Origin of the sequence: Tepidimonas sediminis (genome assembly GCF_007556605.1) — a bacterium.
Classification (GTDB): Bacteria; Pseudomonadota; Gammaproteobacteria; order Burkholderiales; family Burkholderiaceae_C; genus Tepidimonas; species Tepidimonas sediminis.
Genome location: NZ_VJND01000003.1, coordinates 125,019 through 140,568, shown reverse-complemented (window position 1 = coordinate 140,568; position 15,550 = coordinate 125,019). Strand labels below are relative to the sequence as shown.

Genomic DNA, 15,550 nt, shown 5'->3' with positions numbered 1-15,550 from the left:
GCGCGCGCGGAGATTCGAACCGATGCGACTGCTGCGCGCCCTCATCACCAACCACCCGCTGGCCAACATCGCGTTCGTGGTGGTCATGCTGCTGGGCCTGCTGGCCTACCTGCAGATGCCGCGCGAGCGCGACCCCGAGATCAACTTCAACTGGGTCAACGTCACCACGGTGCTGCCCGGCGCCAGCGCCGAGGACGTCGAGCGGCTCGTCACCAACCCGCTGGAAGACGCGATCAAGGGGGTGGCCGACATCCGCTTCGTCAGCTCCAGCTCGCGCGAGAACGTCTCCAGCCTCCTGATCCGCTTCGGCGAGCTGGACGAGCGCACCTTCGACAAGCGCATCAACGACCTGCGGCGCGAGATCCAGAACAAGGCCAGCACCGAGCTGCCGGAACAGGCTCAGACGCCCCGCATCCTGGAGATCTCCACCTCCAACGGCTTTCCGACCGCGATCATGCGCCTGACCGGCGCGGCCGACGACGAGGTGCTGCGCCGCGAGGGCCGACGCCTGCGCAGCCAGCTGGAACGGTTGCGCGGGGTGGACCAGGTGTTCGCCTCCGGGCTGCGCGACCCGGAGATCCGGGTGGAACCGGATGCGGCGGCGCTGGCCGCGCGCGGGCTGACCGCCGCCGACGTGGCCGATGCGCTGCGCGGCTTCTGGCGCGACACCGCCGCCGGCACGCTGGCCACCCAACAGGGCGTGTGGACCATCGCGGTGGCGGGCATCACGCTCGACCCCGAGCGGCTGGCGCGGCTGGAGGTGGCCGCCGCCGGCCGGCCCGGCGCGCGCGCGCGCCTGGGCGAAGTGGCGCGCGTGGAGTGGGCGCGCGCCAAGCCTGCGCAGCTGGCCTCGATGGATGGCCAGCCGGCGATCTCGCTGGCGGTGACGAAAAAGGCGCGCGTCAACACCCTGCAGCTGCTGGACGACCTGCGCGCCTTCATCGCGCGCGAAAACGCCGTGCTGGCCGCGCAGGGCCTGCAGCTGACGCTGACCGACGACCAGACCATCCCGACGCGCGAGGCCATCGGCGTGATGGAGTCCAACGCGCTGGTGGGGGTGCTGCTGGTGCTGGCGATCTGCTGGCTGTTCCTCGGCTGGCGCATCGGGCTGCTGGTGGCGCTGGGCATCCCGTTTGCGCTGCTGGGCACGTTCGCGCTGCTGGGGGCGCTCGGCTACACCGTCAACATCTCGATCCTGCTCGGCGTGGTGATCGCGCTGGGCATGCTGGTGGACGACGCGGTGGTGGTGGTGGAGGCGATCTACTATCGGCTGGAGCGCGGCCAGCAGGCGCTGCAGGCCAGTCTGGACGGCATCGCCGAGGTCTGGAAGCCGGTGCTGGCGTCCGTGGCGACGACGCTGGCGGCCTTCCTGCCGCTGATGCTGCTGCCGGGCATCGTCGGCAAGTTCATGTTCATCATCCCGTTCGTCGTCACGCTGGCGCTGCTGATCTCGCTGCTGGAGGCGTTCTGGATGATGCCGGTGCACGTCAGCATGCTCGACGTGCGGCTGGACCGCCCGTCGCGCGTGCAGGCATGGCGCAACCGCTTCAACCGCGCCGTGCGCCTGCGCTACGGCCAGCTGCTGGCCTACACCCTGCGCCGGCCGTGGCTGTTCCTTGCCGCTGGCGCGGCCATCATCGCCGGCGCCGGCGCGCTGGTGGCCACTGGTATCGTGCGCGTGCAGTTCTTCGCCTTCGACCCGATCCGCGCGTTCTACGTCAACGTGGACATGCCGGCCAGCGCGTCGCTGGAAGAAACGCTGGCCGAGACCGAGCGCGTCGAGCAGCTGGTGCGGCGCCACCTGCGCGGTGTCGGCCCGGCGGAGGACGGCCACGAGGCGCGCGCCGTCACCTCCACCGCCGGCCTGAAATTCACGCAGACCGAGCCGGTCTACGGCGACGCCTACGGACAGGTGTTCGTCTCGCTGAACCCGCGCGCGCCGGGCGCTCGCGAGGTGCAGGAGGTGGTGGAGGCGATGCGGGCCGAGATCGAGTCGCTGCCCGGTCCCGGGCGCAAGAGCTTCACGCTGCTCTCAGGCGGGCCGCCGGCCGGCAAACCGATCAACGTCAAGGTGCGCGGCGACGAGTGGGCGCAGATCGAGGCCGCCGCCGCGGCGCTCAAGGGGGTGATCGCCGCGCTGCCGGGCGCGCGCGACGTGCAGGACGACAGCCTGCCGGGGCGGCCGATGCTGCGGCTGGAGCTCAAGCCCGAGGCGCTGCGCGAGCTGGGCCTGTCGGCCGCGCAGGTGACGCGGCTGGTGCGGCTGGCGGTCGATGGCGAGGTGGTGGCCTTCACGCGCGAGGGCGGCGACAAGATCGAGCTGCGCGTGCGCCAGCGCCTGCCCGAGGCGCGCCCGGCCGACCCGGCCGCGCTTCTGGCCACGCCGGTGGCGCTGCCCGGCGGCGGCGTCACGCAGCTGGGCACGCTGGTGCAGGCGCAGGTGGAGCCCACGCGCGGCTTCATCCGCCACCACAACCTGCGCCGCGCCATCACCGTGGAGGCCGACCTCGACAAGGCGGTGCTCGATACCGCCGAGGCCAACCGCCGCATCCGCGCCGCGTGGGAGACGCTGCGCCTGCAGCACCCCGGCGTCGATCTGGACTTCTCCGGCGAGCTGGAGGACATCGAGGAGAGCCTTTCGGCCATGCAGCGCCTGTTCCTGCTTGGCGTCGGGCTGATCTACCTGATCCTGGCGGCGCAGTTCCGCAGCTATTTCCAGCCGCTGATGATCCTGGTCACGGTGCCGCTGGCGTTCGCCGGCGTGGCGGTGGGGCTGGCGATCACGCGCAACCCGCTGTCGCTGTACACGCTCTACGGCGTGATCGCGCTCACCGGCATCGCGGTCAACGCGGCCATCGTGCTGATCGACGCGGTCAACGAGCGGCTGCGCAGCGGCATGGGGCTGATGCACGCGACGCTCTACGCGGCGCGGCGGCGCGTGGTGCCGATCATCATCACCAGCACGACGACGATCGGCGGCCTGGTCTCGCTGGCCTTCGGATTCGGCGGTCACAGCCTGCTGTGGGGCCCGGTGGCCTCGGCCATCGTGTGGGGGCTGCTGGTCTCGACCGTGCTGACGCTGTTCGTGGTGCCACTGCTGGTGGTGGTGACGATGCGCCGCGCCGCCAACCCGCAGGGACGCGCGGCGGGGGCGCCGACATGAGCGCGGCCCTGCGGCACGCCGAGGCGTACGCGCGCGAGCGCGCTGTGGCCGCCGGCAGCAGCTTCTACTACGCGTTCCTGTTCCTGCCGCCCGAGCGGCGCGCGGCGATCACCGCGTTCTACGCCTTCTGCCGCGAGATCGACGACATCGTCGACGAGGTGCGCGAGCCCGGCGTCGCACAGGCCAAGCTGGCCTGGTGGCGCCAGCAGGTGGCGCTGGCCTTCAGCCCCGGACGCCGCGCCGACCATCCGGCCCTGATCGCACTGCAGCCGCACATCGCGGTCTACGGGTTGCGGCCGGAGCCGCTGCTGGCGGTGATCGACGGCTGCGAGCTCGACCTGCAGCAGAACCGCTGGCTGGACTTCGCGGCGCTGGCGCACTACTGCCACCTGGTGGCCGGCGTCGTCGGCGAGGTGGCCGCGCGCATCTTCGGCCAGACCGAGGAAGCCACCACCGCCTACGCGCACCGGCTCGGGCGCGCGCTTCAGCTGACCAACATCATCCGTGACGTCGGCGACGACGCGCTGCGCGGGCGCATCTACCTGCCGCTGGATGAACTGCGCCGCTTCGAGGTCAAGCCGCGCGAGCTGCTCACCCTCGGACAGGAGGCCGAGGCCGGCTTCGAGGCGCGCTTCGAGGCGCTGATGCGCTTTCAGATCGAACGGGCGCTCGCAACCTACGACGAGGCGGTGGCGCTGCTGCCCGCGGCCGACCGGGCCAGCCAGAAACCGGGGCTGATGATGGCCAGCATCTACCGCGCGCTGCTGCGCGAGGTGGCACGCCAGCCCCACCGCGTGCTGCGCGAGCGTGTGGCGCTGACCCCGTTGCGCAAGCTGTGGCTGGCGTGGAAGATGCAGGCGCTGGGGCGGTGGTGAGCGCACCGGCCGCAGTGGTGATCGGCGGCGGCTGGGCCGGGCTGGCCGCGGCGGTGGCCGCCACACGCGCCGGCTGGCGCGTCACGCTGCTGGAGGCCAGCCGGCACTGGGGCGGGCGGGCGCGGCGGCTGACGCTGCCCGATGGCCGCGGCGGGCGGCTGCCGCTCGACAACGGCCAGCACATCCTGATCGGCGCCTGCGGCGCCACGCTCGGCCTGCTCGAGGCGCTGGGGGTGCCGTGGCAACGGCATCTGCAGCGGCTGCCGCTCGCGCTGCCGCGCCCGGATGGCACCGGCCTGATCCTGCCCGGCTGGGCCACGCGAATGCCGGCACCGCTGGCGCTGGCCGCCACGCTGCTGACGGCACGCGGCTGGGGCTGGGGTGAGCGCGCGGCAGCGCTGGGCCGCGCGGCGCGCTGGATGGCTGCCGGCTTCACCTGCCCGCCGCAGGCCACGGTGGCCGACCTGTGCACCGGGCTGCCGGCGCGCGTGGTGGACGAACTGATCGAGCCGCTGGCGGTGGCGGCGCTCAACACCGCGCCGGCCACGGCGTGCGGCACCACCTTCCTGCGCGTGCTGCGCGACGCCCTGCGCGCCCCGGCCCCGGCAGGTCTGGCCCCGAGCGACCTGCTGCTGCCGCGCGGCGACCTCGGCGCCCTGCTGCCGGACGCCGCCACCGCGTGGCTCGCGGCGCGCGGCGCGGAGCTTCGCCTCGGCGCGCGCGCACTGGCACTGGCGCGCCGCGGGGGCCGCTGGCACGTCCACCTGGCCGACGGCGCGGCGCTCGCGGCCGAGGCGGTCATCCTGGCCACGCCAGCCCCCGAGGCCGCGCGGCTGGTCTCGACCTGGGCCGGAGACCCGGCCTGCCCGGCGCCCGAGGCCACGGCCGTGCGCGGCTGGGCGGCGCAGGCCAAGGCGCTGGCCCACGTGCCGATCGCCACCATCTATGCCCGCGCGCCGCGCGGCTGGCGCTGGCGCTGGCCGCAGCCGATGCTGGCCTTGCCGAATGAGGCGCGGCCAGCGCCGGCGCAGTTCGTCTTTCACCGGGGCGAGAACACCGCTGCGGCCGACGGCGCGCTGCTGGCCGCCGTCGTCAGCAGCCCCGACCCGTCGTGGGACGGCGACCGTGAGGGTCTGGCCGCAGCCGTCACCCGGCAACTGGCCGCGGCACTGGCCTGCCCCGGCGTGCAGGCGCTCGCCACCCTCGTCGAGCGGCGCGCCACCTTCGCCTGCACCCCGGGCCTGCGCCGGCCCGCTGCGCACATCGCCGCCGGGCTGCTGGCCGCCGGCGACTACGTCGCGGGCCCCTACCCCGCCACTCTGGAAGGCGCCGTGCGCAGCGGGCTGGCGGCGGTGGAGGTCCTGCGCGGCGACCCCCTCGCCTGAATCAGTCGAACAGCCGGCGCAGCAGGTCGTCGCGGCTGCAGCCCAGATGCGCGGCCACGCTGTCGAGCACCGCCGCCAGCGTGCCGATGCGCAGCGGGTCGTGCGCGGGAACCGTGACGTGGTGCTGGCCGCCGCACGTCGTCGTCAGCCGCAGGTGGCTGCCGGTCTGACGCGTCACGTCATAACCGACCCGCTGCAGCCGCCGCACCAGCTCCCGCCCGGACAGGTCGCGCGGAATTCTCACGCGGCGATGACCTCCTCGCGCGTGATGTGCAGCCGGATCAGCCGCGGACGGTCCGGCTCGTCGAAGTGGCAGGCCACCGCATCGCGCAGTTGCTGGTGTAGCGCCGGCAGCTCATCGGCCTCGGTGAAGATGTCGGCGCCGACAGCGCGGGCGAGCCAGCCACCCTCGGGCGCCTGTTCGACGATGAAATGGATCTCGGTCATGCGGTTTTCCCTTTCAGCCGCTGACGGCGGCGGTCGGCGCCCCGGCCAAGGTCGGACGCGCGGGCCCGGGCAGCCCAACGCCTCGCCGCACGCTCACCCCTGCCCCTTCGCCGCCGCCTTGAGCGCCTGATAGGCAGGGCGGGCGTGGCAGCGCTGCAGCCAGTCGTGCACGCGCGGGAAGGCGTGCATCAGCTCGTGCGACGGGCGCGCCCAGTTGGCCACGCACGCCACGCACAGATCGGCGATGGTGAAGCGCGCCGCGGCCAGGTGATCATGCCCCTGCGCGGCGCGCGCGCTCAAATGATCCTCCAGCACCTTCAGCGGCACACGCAGGCGCCGCTCCGCGGCGGCGAGCTTGTCGGCGTCGCGCCGCTGCGGCGGCAGGCCCAGCCGGTGCATCAGCACGCACAGCGCGTCGGCCTCGAGTTCGGTGACGGCCCAGAACGCCCAGCGCAGCGCCTCGGCGTCCTCGGCCGGGCTGGCCGGCGCGAGGTCGCTGCCGTCGCCCTTGCCGTAGTGCCGCGCAAGGTAGAGCGCGCAGGCCATCGACTCCCACACCACCACGCGCCCCTCGGGTCGCTCGTCGACCAGCACCGGGATATGGCCGTTGGGGTTGAGCGCCAGAAAGTCCGGCGTGCGCGTCGCCCCGCCCTGATACGGCGTCGGCACATGGGTGTAGGGTACGCCCAGCTCCTGCGCGGCCCACAGCGGCCGCACCGCGCGCGAGGCGAAGATGCCATGGATCGTCAGCGCCATCGGTTCAAGCTCCTTGCATCGGCGGCCCCGCCTCAGCCCAAGCCGAGCCGTTCACACAATTCCAGCAGATGCGCCACCTGCGCGTGCGGGCGTTCGTGCGGCTGCGGCTGCACGCCGCCGGCGTGCAGCGCGCGCGCCATGTCCCCGCCGCCGCAGCCGCAGTCCTTCGGCTGCAGCGCGGCGTCCCAGTCGTGGCCGTGGCGGTTGACCCAGACGGCGGCCAGCCCGGCGCGGCGCGCCCCGACCACGTCCAGCAGCGGGTCGTCGCCGACGTGCAGCGCCGCCTGCGGCGCCACGCCCGCCGCCGCCAGCGCCGCCTGGTAGATGCCGGGGTGCGGCTTGGCCACGCCAGCCTCGCGCGCGCCGACGTGGGCGACGAAACAGTCACCCAGGCCGACGCGGCGCACGTCGGCGTTGCCGTTGGAGACCGCCACCAGCGGCCAGCGCGCCGCCAGCCGCTCCAGCGCCGGCCGGGCGTCCGCGAACAGCTCGACGCGCTGGCGCTCGGCGTAGAACACCTCGAACGCCGGCTCCGCCAGCGCCGGGTCGTCGCCGCTTGCGCGCAGCGCCACGCGGATCGCCTCGCGCCGCAGGAAGGTCAGGTCGTGGTGGCGGTCCGGGTGGTCGCGCTGCACGCCGGCGCGCACCGCGCGCGCCCAGGCGCGATCGCGCAGCCGCGCGGCGGTGGTGGGCGCGTGCGCCTCCAGCCACGCCTGCAGCGCGGCCTCGGCACGCTCGATGGTGGGCCGCATCGGCCACAGCGTGTCGTCCAGATCCAGGGTCAAGGCCCGCAGGCCGGCGGCGTCGATCATCGTGCGCCAGAATACCACCATGCGCATGCGCCCCGAACCCGCCTACACGCACGGCCAGCCCGCCCGCACGGGCATCCTGTGGATCAACCTCGGCACCCCCGAGGCGCCGACCCCGGCCGCCCTGCGGCGCTACCTGGGGCAGTTCCTCAGCGACCCGCGCGTGGTGGAGCTGCCGCGCGCGCTGTGGTGGCCGATCCTGCACGGCATCATCCTGAACGTGCGGCCGCGCAAGTCGGCGGCCAAGTACGCCACGATCTGGACACCGGAGGGCTCGCCGCTGAAGGTATGGACCGAGCGGCAGGCCAAGCTGCTGCAGGGGCTGCTGGGCGAGCGCGGCCACCACGTGACGGTGCGCTGGGCGATGCGCTACGGCGAGCCGGCCATCGCGCGCGAGCTGGAGGCGCTCAAAGCCGCCGGCTGCACGCGCATCCTGATCCTGCCGGCCTACCCGCAATACTGCGCCGCCACCACCGCCAGCGTCTTCGACGAGGTGTGGCGCTGGGCGGGCGGGCTGCGCTGGGTGCCGGAGCTGCGCTTCGTCAACCACTACCACGACGACGCCGGCTACATCGGGGCGCTGGCCGCGCGCGTGCGCGCCCACTGGGCCGAGCATGGCCGGCCCGAGCGGCTGGTGATGAGCTTTCACGGCATGCCGGCGCGCACGCTGCAGCTCGGCGACCCTTACCACTGCGAATGCCGCAAGACCGGCCGGCTGCTGGCCGAGGCGCTGGAGCTGCCGCCCGAACAGGCGGTCGTGACGTTCCAGTCGCGCTTCGGCAAGGCCAAGTGGCTGCAGCCCTACACCGAGCCGACGCTGGTGGAACTCGCCCGCCAAGGCGTCGGCCGCGTGGACGTGGTGTGCCCCGGCTTCACCGCCGACTGCATCGAGACGCTGGAGGAAATCGACCAGGAGGCGCGCGCAGCCTTTCTGTCCGCCGGCGGGCGGGAGTTCCACTGCATCCCGTGCCTGAACGACGACCTGGGCTGGCTGCGGGCGCTGGCGGACCTGGCCGAGCGGCACCTGGCCGGCTGGCCGACGCGCACGCCGCACGACCCCGCCGCCGCCGAGGCCACGCGCCAGCGCGCACGGGCGCTGGGCGCGGCGATGTGAGGCGCGCGGCGCGCTACCATCGGAGGTGATGAGCCGCACACCGCGCCCCAACCGAACCGACGCCGGGGAGGAGCCTGGCCGCGTGCGGCTGGACAAGTGGCTGTGGGCGGCACGTTTTTACAAGACCCGCGCGCTGGCGGCCGAGATGATCGACAAGGGCCGCGTGTGGGTCAATGGCCAGCCTGCCAAGGCTGCACGCGCACCGCGCCCCGGCGACGTGATCCGGATGCGCACCGGCGATGTCGAGCGCACCGTGGTCGTCAAGGCGCTGTCGGCGGTGCGCGGCCCGGCGCCGCAGGCCGCCCTGCTCTACGAGGAGACAGCCGAGTCGATCGAGGCACGCCAGCGCCACGCGGAGCTGCGCCGACTGGCGCCGGAGCCGGCGCTGGCCTACACCCAGGGCCGCCCGACCAAGCGCGACCGGCGCGAGCTGGAGCGCTGGCGTACCCGTGGCGCCGCCCCGGGCTGGAATGCGCGCTGGAGCGCGTCGCTGGACGACTGATCCACCCTGCCGTGAACGAGGAGACCCCCGATGCCCCGCTACCCGCTGCCCGAGCTGAAGGACCTGCCCGACGACATCCGCGCGCGCATCCTGGAGGTGCAGGAAAAGGCCGGCTTCGTGCCCAACGTCTTTTTGATGTTCGCCCGCCGCCCGGCGGAGTGGCGCGCCTTCTTCGCCTACCACGACGCGCTGATGATGCCGGAGACGGTCGGGCGCTCCTCCAACCTGACCAAGGGCGAGCGCGAGATGATCGTCGTGGCCACCAGCGCCGCCAACCAGTGCCTGTACTGCGTGGTGGCGCACGGCGCCATCCTGCGCATCTACGAGAAAAAGCCCCTGGTGGCCGATCAGGTGGCGGTCAACTACCGCAAGGCCGACATCACGCCGCGTCAGCGCGCGATCCTCGATTTCGCCATGAAGGTGTGCCAGCGCTCGCACGAGATCGAGGACGCCGACTTCGCCGCGCTGCACGCGCATGGCCTGAACGATGAGGACATCTGGGACATCGCCGCCATCACCGCCTTCTTCGGCCTGTCCAACCGCATGGCCTCGTTCAGCGGCATGGAGCCCAACCCGGAGTTTTACCTGATGGGCCGCCTGCCCAAGGCCAAGTGAGCGCAGCCGCGCCGCCCGGCCGCTCGGCGCGAAACCTCCGCCGGCGCGCCCGGCCTCACCCCGCGTCGGCCAACCGCGCGCGCAGCGCCTCGGGCAGCGGCAGCGAGCGCTGCGCCGGAAAGTCCACCCACACCACGGTGGCGCCGCCGTTGGCGTAAACCGTGTCGCCGCCGTCGGTGCGCAGCATCTCGTGGAACATGTCGAACGAGCGCTGCCCCAGCGAGCCGACGTAGCTGCGCACGATCACCTCGCCCGGGTACTCCAGCTGGCGCAGGAAGTTGCAGAACGCATTGACGATGACCGGCCCCTGCCCCTGCGGGTTGGCGGGCATCCCCCACTCGCCCATCCACTGCAGCCGCGCGATCTCCATGTAGCGGAAGTAGACCGTGTTGTTGACATGCCCCATGGCATCCATGTCGCCCCAGCGGATCGGGATCGTCATGGTGTGCACCAGGCGCTTGGCCTCGGGCAGTTCCAGGCGCATGCAGCCTCCTCTCGGGTGGTTGTCGTCGGACAGACAGCCATCCTAAGGCATGCCCCACTACAATCGGTCGCCAACCTGACACCCCCACCCTTCTCCGGCGCGCGGGCCGCGTTCCCCTCTCTGTGCGGCGGCGCGCCGGGCCACCCCCGAGGAAGACCCCACCGCCATGAAGACCCCGGCGCATCTGATCGAGCAGTTCGGCCCGCGCGAGGCCATGGAGTACGACGTCGTCGTGGTCGGCGCCGGCCCGGCGGGGCTGGCCACCGCGATCCGGCTCAAGCAGCTGGCCGCCGCCCAAGGGGCGGAGGTATCGGTCTGCGTACTGGAAAAGGGTTCGGAGCCGGGGGCGCACATCCTGTCGGGCGCGGTGATGGATCCGCGCGCGCTCACCGAACTCTTTCCCGACTGGAAGGAGCGTGGCGCGCCGCTGAACCAGCCGGTCACCGGCGACGAGGTGCTGTTCCTCGACGCGAAACGGGCGCTGCGCACGCCGCGCTGGCTGATGCCCGACTGCTTCCACAACGAGGGCAACTACGTCATCAGCCTGGGAGCCGTCACCAAATGGCTGGGCGAGCAGGCCGAGGCGCTGGGGGTGGAGATCTTTCCCGGCTTCACCGCCGCGGAGGTGCTCTTTGACGAGCAGGGGGGCGTGGTCGGCGTGGCCACCGGCCACATGGGCCTGGGCAAGGACGGCGAGCCCACCGACGCCTTCCAGCTCGGCATGGAGCTGCGCGCCAAGTACACCGTCTTCGCCGAGGGCGCGCGCGGCCACCTGGGCAAGGAGCTGATCGCGCGCTTCCGGCTCGATGAGGGCCGCGACCCGCAGACCTACGGCATCGGCATCAAGGAGCTGTGGGAGATCCCGCCCGAGAAGGCGAGGCCCGGCCTGGTGGTGCACACCGCCGGCTGGCCGCTGGACGAGCACACCTACGGCGGCGGCTTCCTCTACCACATGGAGGGCAACAAGGTCACGCTCGGCTTCGTCGTCGGGCTGGACTACCAGAACCCGTGGCTGAGCCCGTTCGAGGAGATGCAGCGCTGGAAGACCCATCCGGCGATCCGCGCCCACCTCGAGGGCGGCAAGCGCATCGGCTACGGCGCGCGCGCCATCACCGCCGGCGGGCTGCTGAGCCTGCCCAAGACCGTCTTCCCCGGCGGCGCGCTGGTGGGCTGCGACGCCGGCTACCTCAACGCCGCGCGCATCAAGGGCAGCCACGCCGCCATCAAGACCGGCATGCTGTGCGCCGAGGCGGCCTTCGAGGCGCTGCGCGCCGGCCGCGCGCACGACGAACTCACCGCCTACCCGGCCGCGTTCGAGCAGAGCTGGCTGTACGAGGAGCTGCACCGCGCGCGCAACTTCAAGACCTGGTTCAAGAAGGGCAACACGATCGGCGCGCTGATGACCGGCATCGAGCACTGGCTGCTGCCGCGGCTGGGGATCAAGAGCCCGCCGTGGACCGTGCACCGCCATGTGCCCGACCACGCGCGCCTGCATGCCGCCAGCCAGGTCGAGCCGATCCGCTACCCCAAGCCGGACGGCGTGCTGACCTTCGACCGGCTCTCCAGCGTCTTCCTCTCCAACACCAACCACGAGGAAAACCAGCCCGCGCACCTGACGCTGAAGGACGCCTCGGTGCCGGTGGCGGTCAACCTGGCGCTTTATGGCGGGCCGGAGAGCCGCTACTGCCCCGCCGGCGTCTACGAATTCGTCGAGAAGGACGGTGTGCCGCAGCTCGTCATCAACGCGCAGAACTGCGTGCACTGCAAGACCTGCGACATCAAGGACCCGACACAGAACATCGTCTGGGTGACCCCCGAGGGCGGCGGCGGACCGAACTACGCCGGCATGTGACCGCGATGGAAAAGCAGTTCAACACTGCAGGTCCATCGGTTCCCGCAGACCATTATCTGCTGGATCCACTGACGCGCGTGGATCTGGCGGAGATCGAATCGCTGATCGAGACCAAGCGCTACTTCGTGCTGCACGCCCCGCGGCAGACCGGCAAGACCACGGCGCTGCTGGCGCTGATGGAGCATCTGAACCGGCAGGGGCGCTACCGCTGCGCCTACGCCAACATCGAAGGCGCGCAGGCCGCCCGTGGCGACGTGCAGGCCGGCATCAGCGCCGCCTGTCACGCCATCGCCCGCAGCATCGAGGACGCCACCGGCGAGCGTGCGCTCTACGACTGGTACCGCCGCGAAGGCGAAGCCATCGACGCGCGCGACCGCCTCACCGCCCTGCTGCGGCACTGGAGCCAGATGGCGCCGCAGCGCCCCGCCGTGCTGCTCCTGGACGAAGTCGACGCCTTGGTCGGCGACACGCTGATCTCGCTGCTGCGTCAGATCCGCGCCGGCTACGCGCAGCGGCCGATGGCCTTTCCGCAGACGGTGGTCTTGTGCGGCGTGCGGGATGTGCGCGACTACCGCATCCACAGCGGCGACGGCGAGATCATCACGGGCGGCAGCGCCTTCAACATCAAGGCCGCCTCGATCCGGCTGGGCAACTTCAGCGAAGAAGAAACGCGCGCGCTGTGGCTGCAGCACACCGAAGCCACCGGCCAGCGTTTCGAGGAAGCCATCTGGCCGGAACTCTGGGAAGACACCCGGGGCCAGCCGTGGCTGGTCAATGCCCTGGGGCACGAATGCACCTGGCAAGACAAGGAGCTGCGCAAGAACCGCGCGCTGCCGGTGACGCTGGAGCGCTACAAGGCCGCGCGCGAGCGGCTGATCCAGAGCCGCGCCACGCACCTCGATCAGCTCACCGACAAGTTGAGAGAGCCGCGCGTGCACGCCGTCATCAGCCGCCTGCTGGCCGGCGGCGACGAAGCCGTGCATGACCTGCCCAGCGACGACCTGCAGTACGTCGAAGACCTGGGGCTGATTCGACGCATCCCGTCGGCCGAGATCAGCAACCGCATCTACCGCGAAGTCATCCCGCGCGAACTCACCTTCAGCACCCAGTACATGCTGCCGCAGCAGCAGGCCTGGTACGTCCGCCCGAGCGACCGGCGGCTGGACATGGACAAGCTCCTTGCGGCCTTCCAGCAATTCTTCCGCGAAAACGCCGACGCCTGGATCGAGCGCTTCCAGTACCGGGAAGCCGGCCCGCAGCTGCTGCTGCAGGCCTTCCTGCAGAGGATCGTCAACGGAGGAGGCCGCATCAGCCGCGAGTACGGCCTGGGCCGTCGCCGAACCGACCTCTTCCTCGAGTGGCCGCTCGATGAAGCGCAAGGCTTTCTCGGGCCCGTGCAGCGCGTCGTCCTCGAGCTCAAGATCCTGCACAGGAGCCTGGAAGCGACGATCGAGGAAGGCCTCACCCAGACGGCGGCGTATGCCGACCAGTGCGGCGCGCAGGAAGCGCACCTGATCGTCTTCGACCGCCGGCCCGGGCGGAGCTGGGAAGAGAAGATCTTCCACCGCCGCGAGACCATCGGCGGCCGCACGATCGGCGTGTGGGGGATGTGAGCCCGCCTTGGACCGGGCCGCGACGGGTCGCGGCAGCGGCGCTACAATGCAACCCATCAGGAGAGCGCCGCCGCACCTTGCCGAGGTGCCGGGCGGCCGCCGAAGGCGCAGGCCCGCGGGCCGAACGCTCAGGCAAAAGGACTGATGCCCCGCCCCGGCCGCGTGCGGCTGGCGGGTTTCCTGCTGGAGAGAGGCGCGGCCACGCCGGACCGAACCCCGGGCGGCGGCGTCCACCGAAGGAGCAAACGCGGTGTCGCGCCGCCTCAGGGCGGCGACTGCGGCGTGAATCTCTCAGGTAAAGCGGACAGCAGGCGCGCCCCGGTCCGTGTTCGGACCGGCCCTGTCGTTGCCGTCGGGAAGCCCGCCATGTCCGTCTCCGCCACCGATCTGCTGACCACCCCGCTGCACGCGCTGCACCTCGAGCTCGGCGCGCGCATGGTGCCGTTCGCCGGCTACGCGATGCCGGTGCAGTACCCCGACGGCCTGCTGCGCGAGCACCTGCACACGCGCCAAGCCGCCGGTCTGTTCGACGTCTCGCACATGGGGCAGATCACGCTGCGCGGCCCGCAGGCTGCCGCGGCGCTGGAAAGCCTGATCCCGATGGACGTGCAGGGACTGGGGCTGCACCGCCAGCGCTACGGCCTGCTGCTCGCGGACGACGGCGGCATCCTCGACGACCTGATGTTCGTCAACCGCGGCGACGACCTCTACCTGATCGTCAACGGCGCTTGCAAGCACGCCGACCTGGCGCACCTGCAGGCCCGCATCGGCGCGCGCTGCAGCGTCACCGCGCATTTCGAGCGCGCGCTGCTGGCGCTGCAGGGGCCGCTGGCGGCGCAGGCGCTGCAGCGCCTGCTGCCGGGGGTGGAGCGGCTGGTCTTCATGACCGGCATGCCGCTCACCTGGCAGGGCGCCGATCTGTACGTCACGCGCAGCGGCTACACCGGCGAGGACGGCTTCGAGATCGGCCTGCCGGCCGAGGCCGCCGAGGCGTTCGCACGCGCGCTGCTGGCGCAGCCGGAAGTCAAGCCGGTGGGGCTCGGCGCGCGCAACTCGCTGCGGCTGGAAGCCGGCCTGTGCCTGTACGGCCACGACATCGACCGCACCACCACGCCGGTGGAGGCCGGCCTGACTTGGGCGATCCAGAAAGTGCGCCGCAGCGGCGGCGAGCGCGCCGGGGGCTTTGCGGGCGCCGACCGGGTGCTGGCGCAGTTGGACGGCCGCGCCGAGGTGGCGCGCCGCCGCGTCGGCCTGAAGGCGCTGGAGCGCATCCCGGTGCGCGAGCCCGCCCCGCTGCAGACCCCCGACGGCACACCGGTGGGCCAGGTGACCAGCGGGCTGCTGTCGCCGACGCTGGACGTGCCCATCGCGATGGGCTACGTCGCCAGCGCCCACGCCGCCGCCGGCACGCGCCTGCACGCCATCGTGCGCAGCAAGCCGGTGCCGATGGAAGTCGTGCCGATGCCGTTCGTGGCGCCCCGTTATCACCGCGGCTGACGGTCGCGTGCCCCCGAAGAGCGTTTTTCCCTTTCCCGCAGGAGCCCTCCGATGACCCTCAAGTTCACCCCCGAGCACGAATGGATCCGCGTCGACGGCGACCTCGCCACCGTCGGCATCACGCACCACGCGCAGGATGCGCTGGGCGACGTCGTCTTCGTCGAGCTGCCCGAGATCGGCCGCAAGCTCGCGCGGAAGGACGTGGCCGGCGTCGTCGAGTCGGTCAAGGCCGCCGCCGACGTCTACGCCCCGGTCGGCGGCGAGGTGGTCGAGGTCAACGAGGCGCTGCGCGCCGACCCCTCGCTGGCCAACCGCGACCCGATGGGCGAAGGCTGGTTCTTCAGGCTGCGCCTGGCCGATCCGGCCGAGCTCGACGGCCTGCTGGACGAAGCCGCCTACCAGCAGATCGCCCACTGACCCCGCGCCCGAGACTGCCCG

General features: G+C 72.3%; 15 protein-coding genes and 2 riboswitches. Of the genes, 10 read left to right on the top strand and 5 right to left on the bottom strand.

The genetic code is table 11. The annotated features are described in order from the left end of the window. Window positions 1-22: 22 nt before the first annotated feature. Genes Tsedi_RS03900 through hpnE form a run of 3 tightly spaced genes read left to right on the top strand, consistent with a single transcriptional unit; the run spans window position 23 to window position 5,423 of the window. A complete protein-coding gene (locus Tsedi_RS03900) occupies window positions 23-3,163 on the top strand; it encodes an efflux RND transporter permease subunit (protein WP_143893802.1) in 3,141 nt (1,046 codons plus the stop codon). Further along, window positions 3,160-4,038 carry a presqualene diphosphate synthase HpnD gene (gene hpnD / locus Tsedi_RS03895; RefSeq protein ID WP_143893800.1) on the top strand — a complete coding sequence of 293 codons (879 nt, stop codon included), beginning with the start codon at window positions 3,160-3,162 and terminating at the stop codon, window positions 4,036-4,038. The genes Tsedi_RS03900 and hpnD overlap by 4 nt, the downstream gene beginning before the upstream one ends. Next, entirely contained in the window at window positions 4,035-5,423 is a 1,389-nt protein-coding gene (gene hpnE / locus Tsedi_RS03890) for a hydroxysqualene dehydroxylase HpnE (protein WP_246099169.1), read from the top strand. Before hpnD ends, hpnE begins: the two co-directional genes overlap by 4 nt. Window position 5,424: 1 nt before the next feature. Here the strand turns inward: hpnE and Tsedi_RS03885 are convergent, their stop codons facing one another. From Tsedi_RS03885 to Tsedi_RS03870, 4 genes are all read right to left on the bottom strand, one after another. After that, window positions 5,425-5,667 (bottom strand): type II toxin-antitoxin system HicA family toxin, encoded by a 243-nt coding sequence (locus Tsedi_RS03885; protein ID WP_143893796.1) that lies wholly within the window; start codon window positions 5,665-5,667, stop codon window positions 5,425-5,427. Beyond that, window positions 5,664-5,870: a 2-oxoisovalerate dehydrogenase gene (locus tag Tsedi_RS03880; RefSeq protein WP_143891429.1), complete on the bottom strand. Its 207-nt coding sequence runs from the start codon at window positions 5,868-5,870 to the stop codon at window positions 5,664-5,666. The genes Tsedi_RS03885 and Tsedi_RS03880 overlap by 4 nt, the downstream gene beginning before the upstream one ends. Window positions 5,871-5,963: 93 nt before the next feature. Then, a complete protein-coding gene (locus Tsedi_RS03875) occupies window positions 5,964-6,626 on the bottom strand; it encodes a glutathione S-transferase family protein (protein WP_143893794.1) in 663 nt (220 codons plus the stop codon). 32 nt (window positions 6,627-6,658) lie between these two features. Next, window positions 6,659-7,438 carry an HAD-IA family hydrolase gene (locus tag Tsedi_RS03870; protein WP_246099168.1) on the bottom strand — a complete coding sequence of 260 codons (780 nt, stop codon included), beginning with the start codon at window positions 7,436-7,438 and terminating at the stop codon, window positions 6,659-6,661. Window positions 7,439-7,457: 19 nt separating this feature from the next. Here Tsedi_RS03870 and hemH point away from each other — a divergent pair, with 19 nt between their 5' ends. From hemH to Tsedi_RS03855, 3 genes are read left to right on the top strand one after another with little or no spacing between them, the layout of a single operon-like run. Then, window positions 7,458-8,549: a ferrochelatase gene (gene hemH / locus Tsedi_RS03865; protein ID WP_143893790.1), complete on the top strand. Its 1,092-nt coding sequence runs from the start codon at window positions 7,458-7,460 to the stop codon at window positions 8,547-8,549. Window positions 8,550-8,577: 28 nt separating this feature from the next. Beyond that, a complete protein-coding gene (locus tag Tsedi_RS03860) occupies window positions 8,578-9,051 on the top strand; it encodes an RNA-binding S4 domain-containing protein (protein WP_143893787.1) in 474 nt (157 codons plus the stop codon). Window positions 9,052-9,081: 30 nt separating this feature from the next. After that, window positions 9,082-9,666, top strand: coding sequence for a peroxidase-related enzyme (locus Tsedi_RS03855; RefSeq protein WP_143893785.1), 585 nt, complete (start codon window positions 9,082-9,084; stop codon window positions 9,664-9,666). Window positions 9,667-9,721: 55 nt separating this feature from the next. Here the strand turns inward: Tsedi_RS03855 and Tsedi_RS03850 are convergent, their stop codons facing one another. Continuing rightward, entirely contained in the window at window positions 9,722-10,150 is a 429-nt protein-coding gene (locus tag Tsedi_RS03850; protein ID WP_143893783.1) for an acyl-CoA thioesterase, read from the bottom strand. A 166-nt stretch (window positions 10,151-10,316) separates the two neighbouring features. On the opposite strand from Tsedi_RS03850, the gene Tsedi_RS03845 reads away from it, so the two are divergent. The 4 genes from Tsedi_RS03845 to gcvH all read left to right on the top strand — a co-directional run bounded on the left by Tsedi_RS03845 (window position 10,317) and on the right by gcvH (window position 15,529). Continuing rightward, a complete protein-coding gene (locus tag Tsedi_RS03845) occupies window positions 10,317-12,002 on the top strand; it encodes an electron transfer flavoprotein-ubiquinone oxidoreductase (RefSeq protein ID WP_143893781.1) in 1,686 nt (561 codons plus the stop codon). Between the two features lie 5 nt (window positions 12,003-12,007). After that, entirely contained in the window at window positions 12,008-13,615 is a 1,608-nt protein-coding gene (locus tag Tsedi_RS03840) for an AAA family ATPase (protein WP_143893778.1), read from the top strand. A gap of 54 nt (window positions 13,616-13,669) precedes the next feature. Then, window positions 13,670-13,762: riboswitch (glycine riboswitch) on the top strand. Window positions 13,763-13,788: 26 nt separating this feature from the next. Beyond that, a riboswitch (glycine riboswitch) is annotated at window positions 13,789-13,929 on the top strand. A 52-nt stretch (window positions 13,930-13,981) separates the two neighbouring features. Continuing rightward, a complete protein-coding gene (gcvT, locus tag Tsedi_RS03835) occupies window positions 13,982-15,112 on the top strand; it encodes a glycine cleavage system aminomethyltransferase GcvT (protein WP_143893776.1) in 1,131 nt (376 codons plus the stop codon). A gap of 51 nt (window positions 15,113-15,163) precedes the next feature. Further along, complete coding sequence (gcvH, locus tag Tsedi_RS03830) at window positions 15,164-15,529, top strand: glycine cleavage system protein GcvH (RefSeq protein ID WP_143893774.1); 366 nt, start codon at window positions 15,164-15,166, stop codon at window positions 15,527-15,529. Window positions 15,530-15,550: the final 21 nt, after the last annotated feature.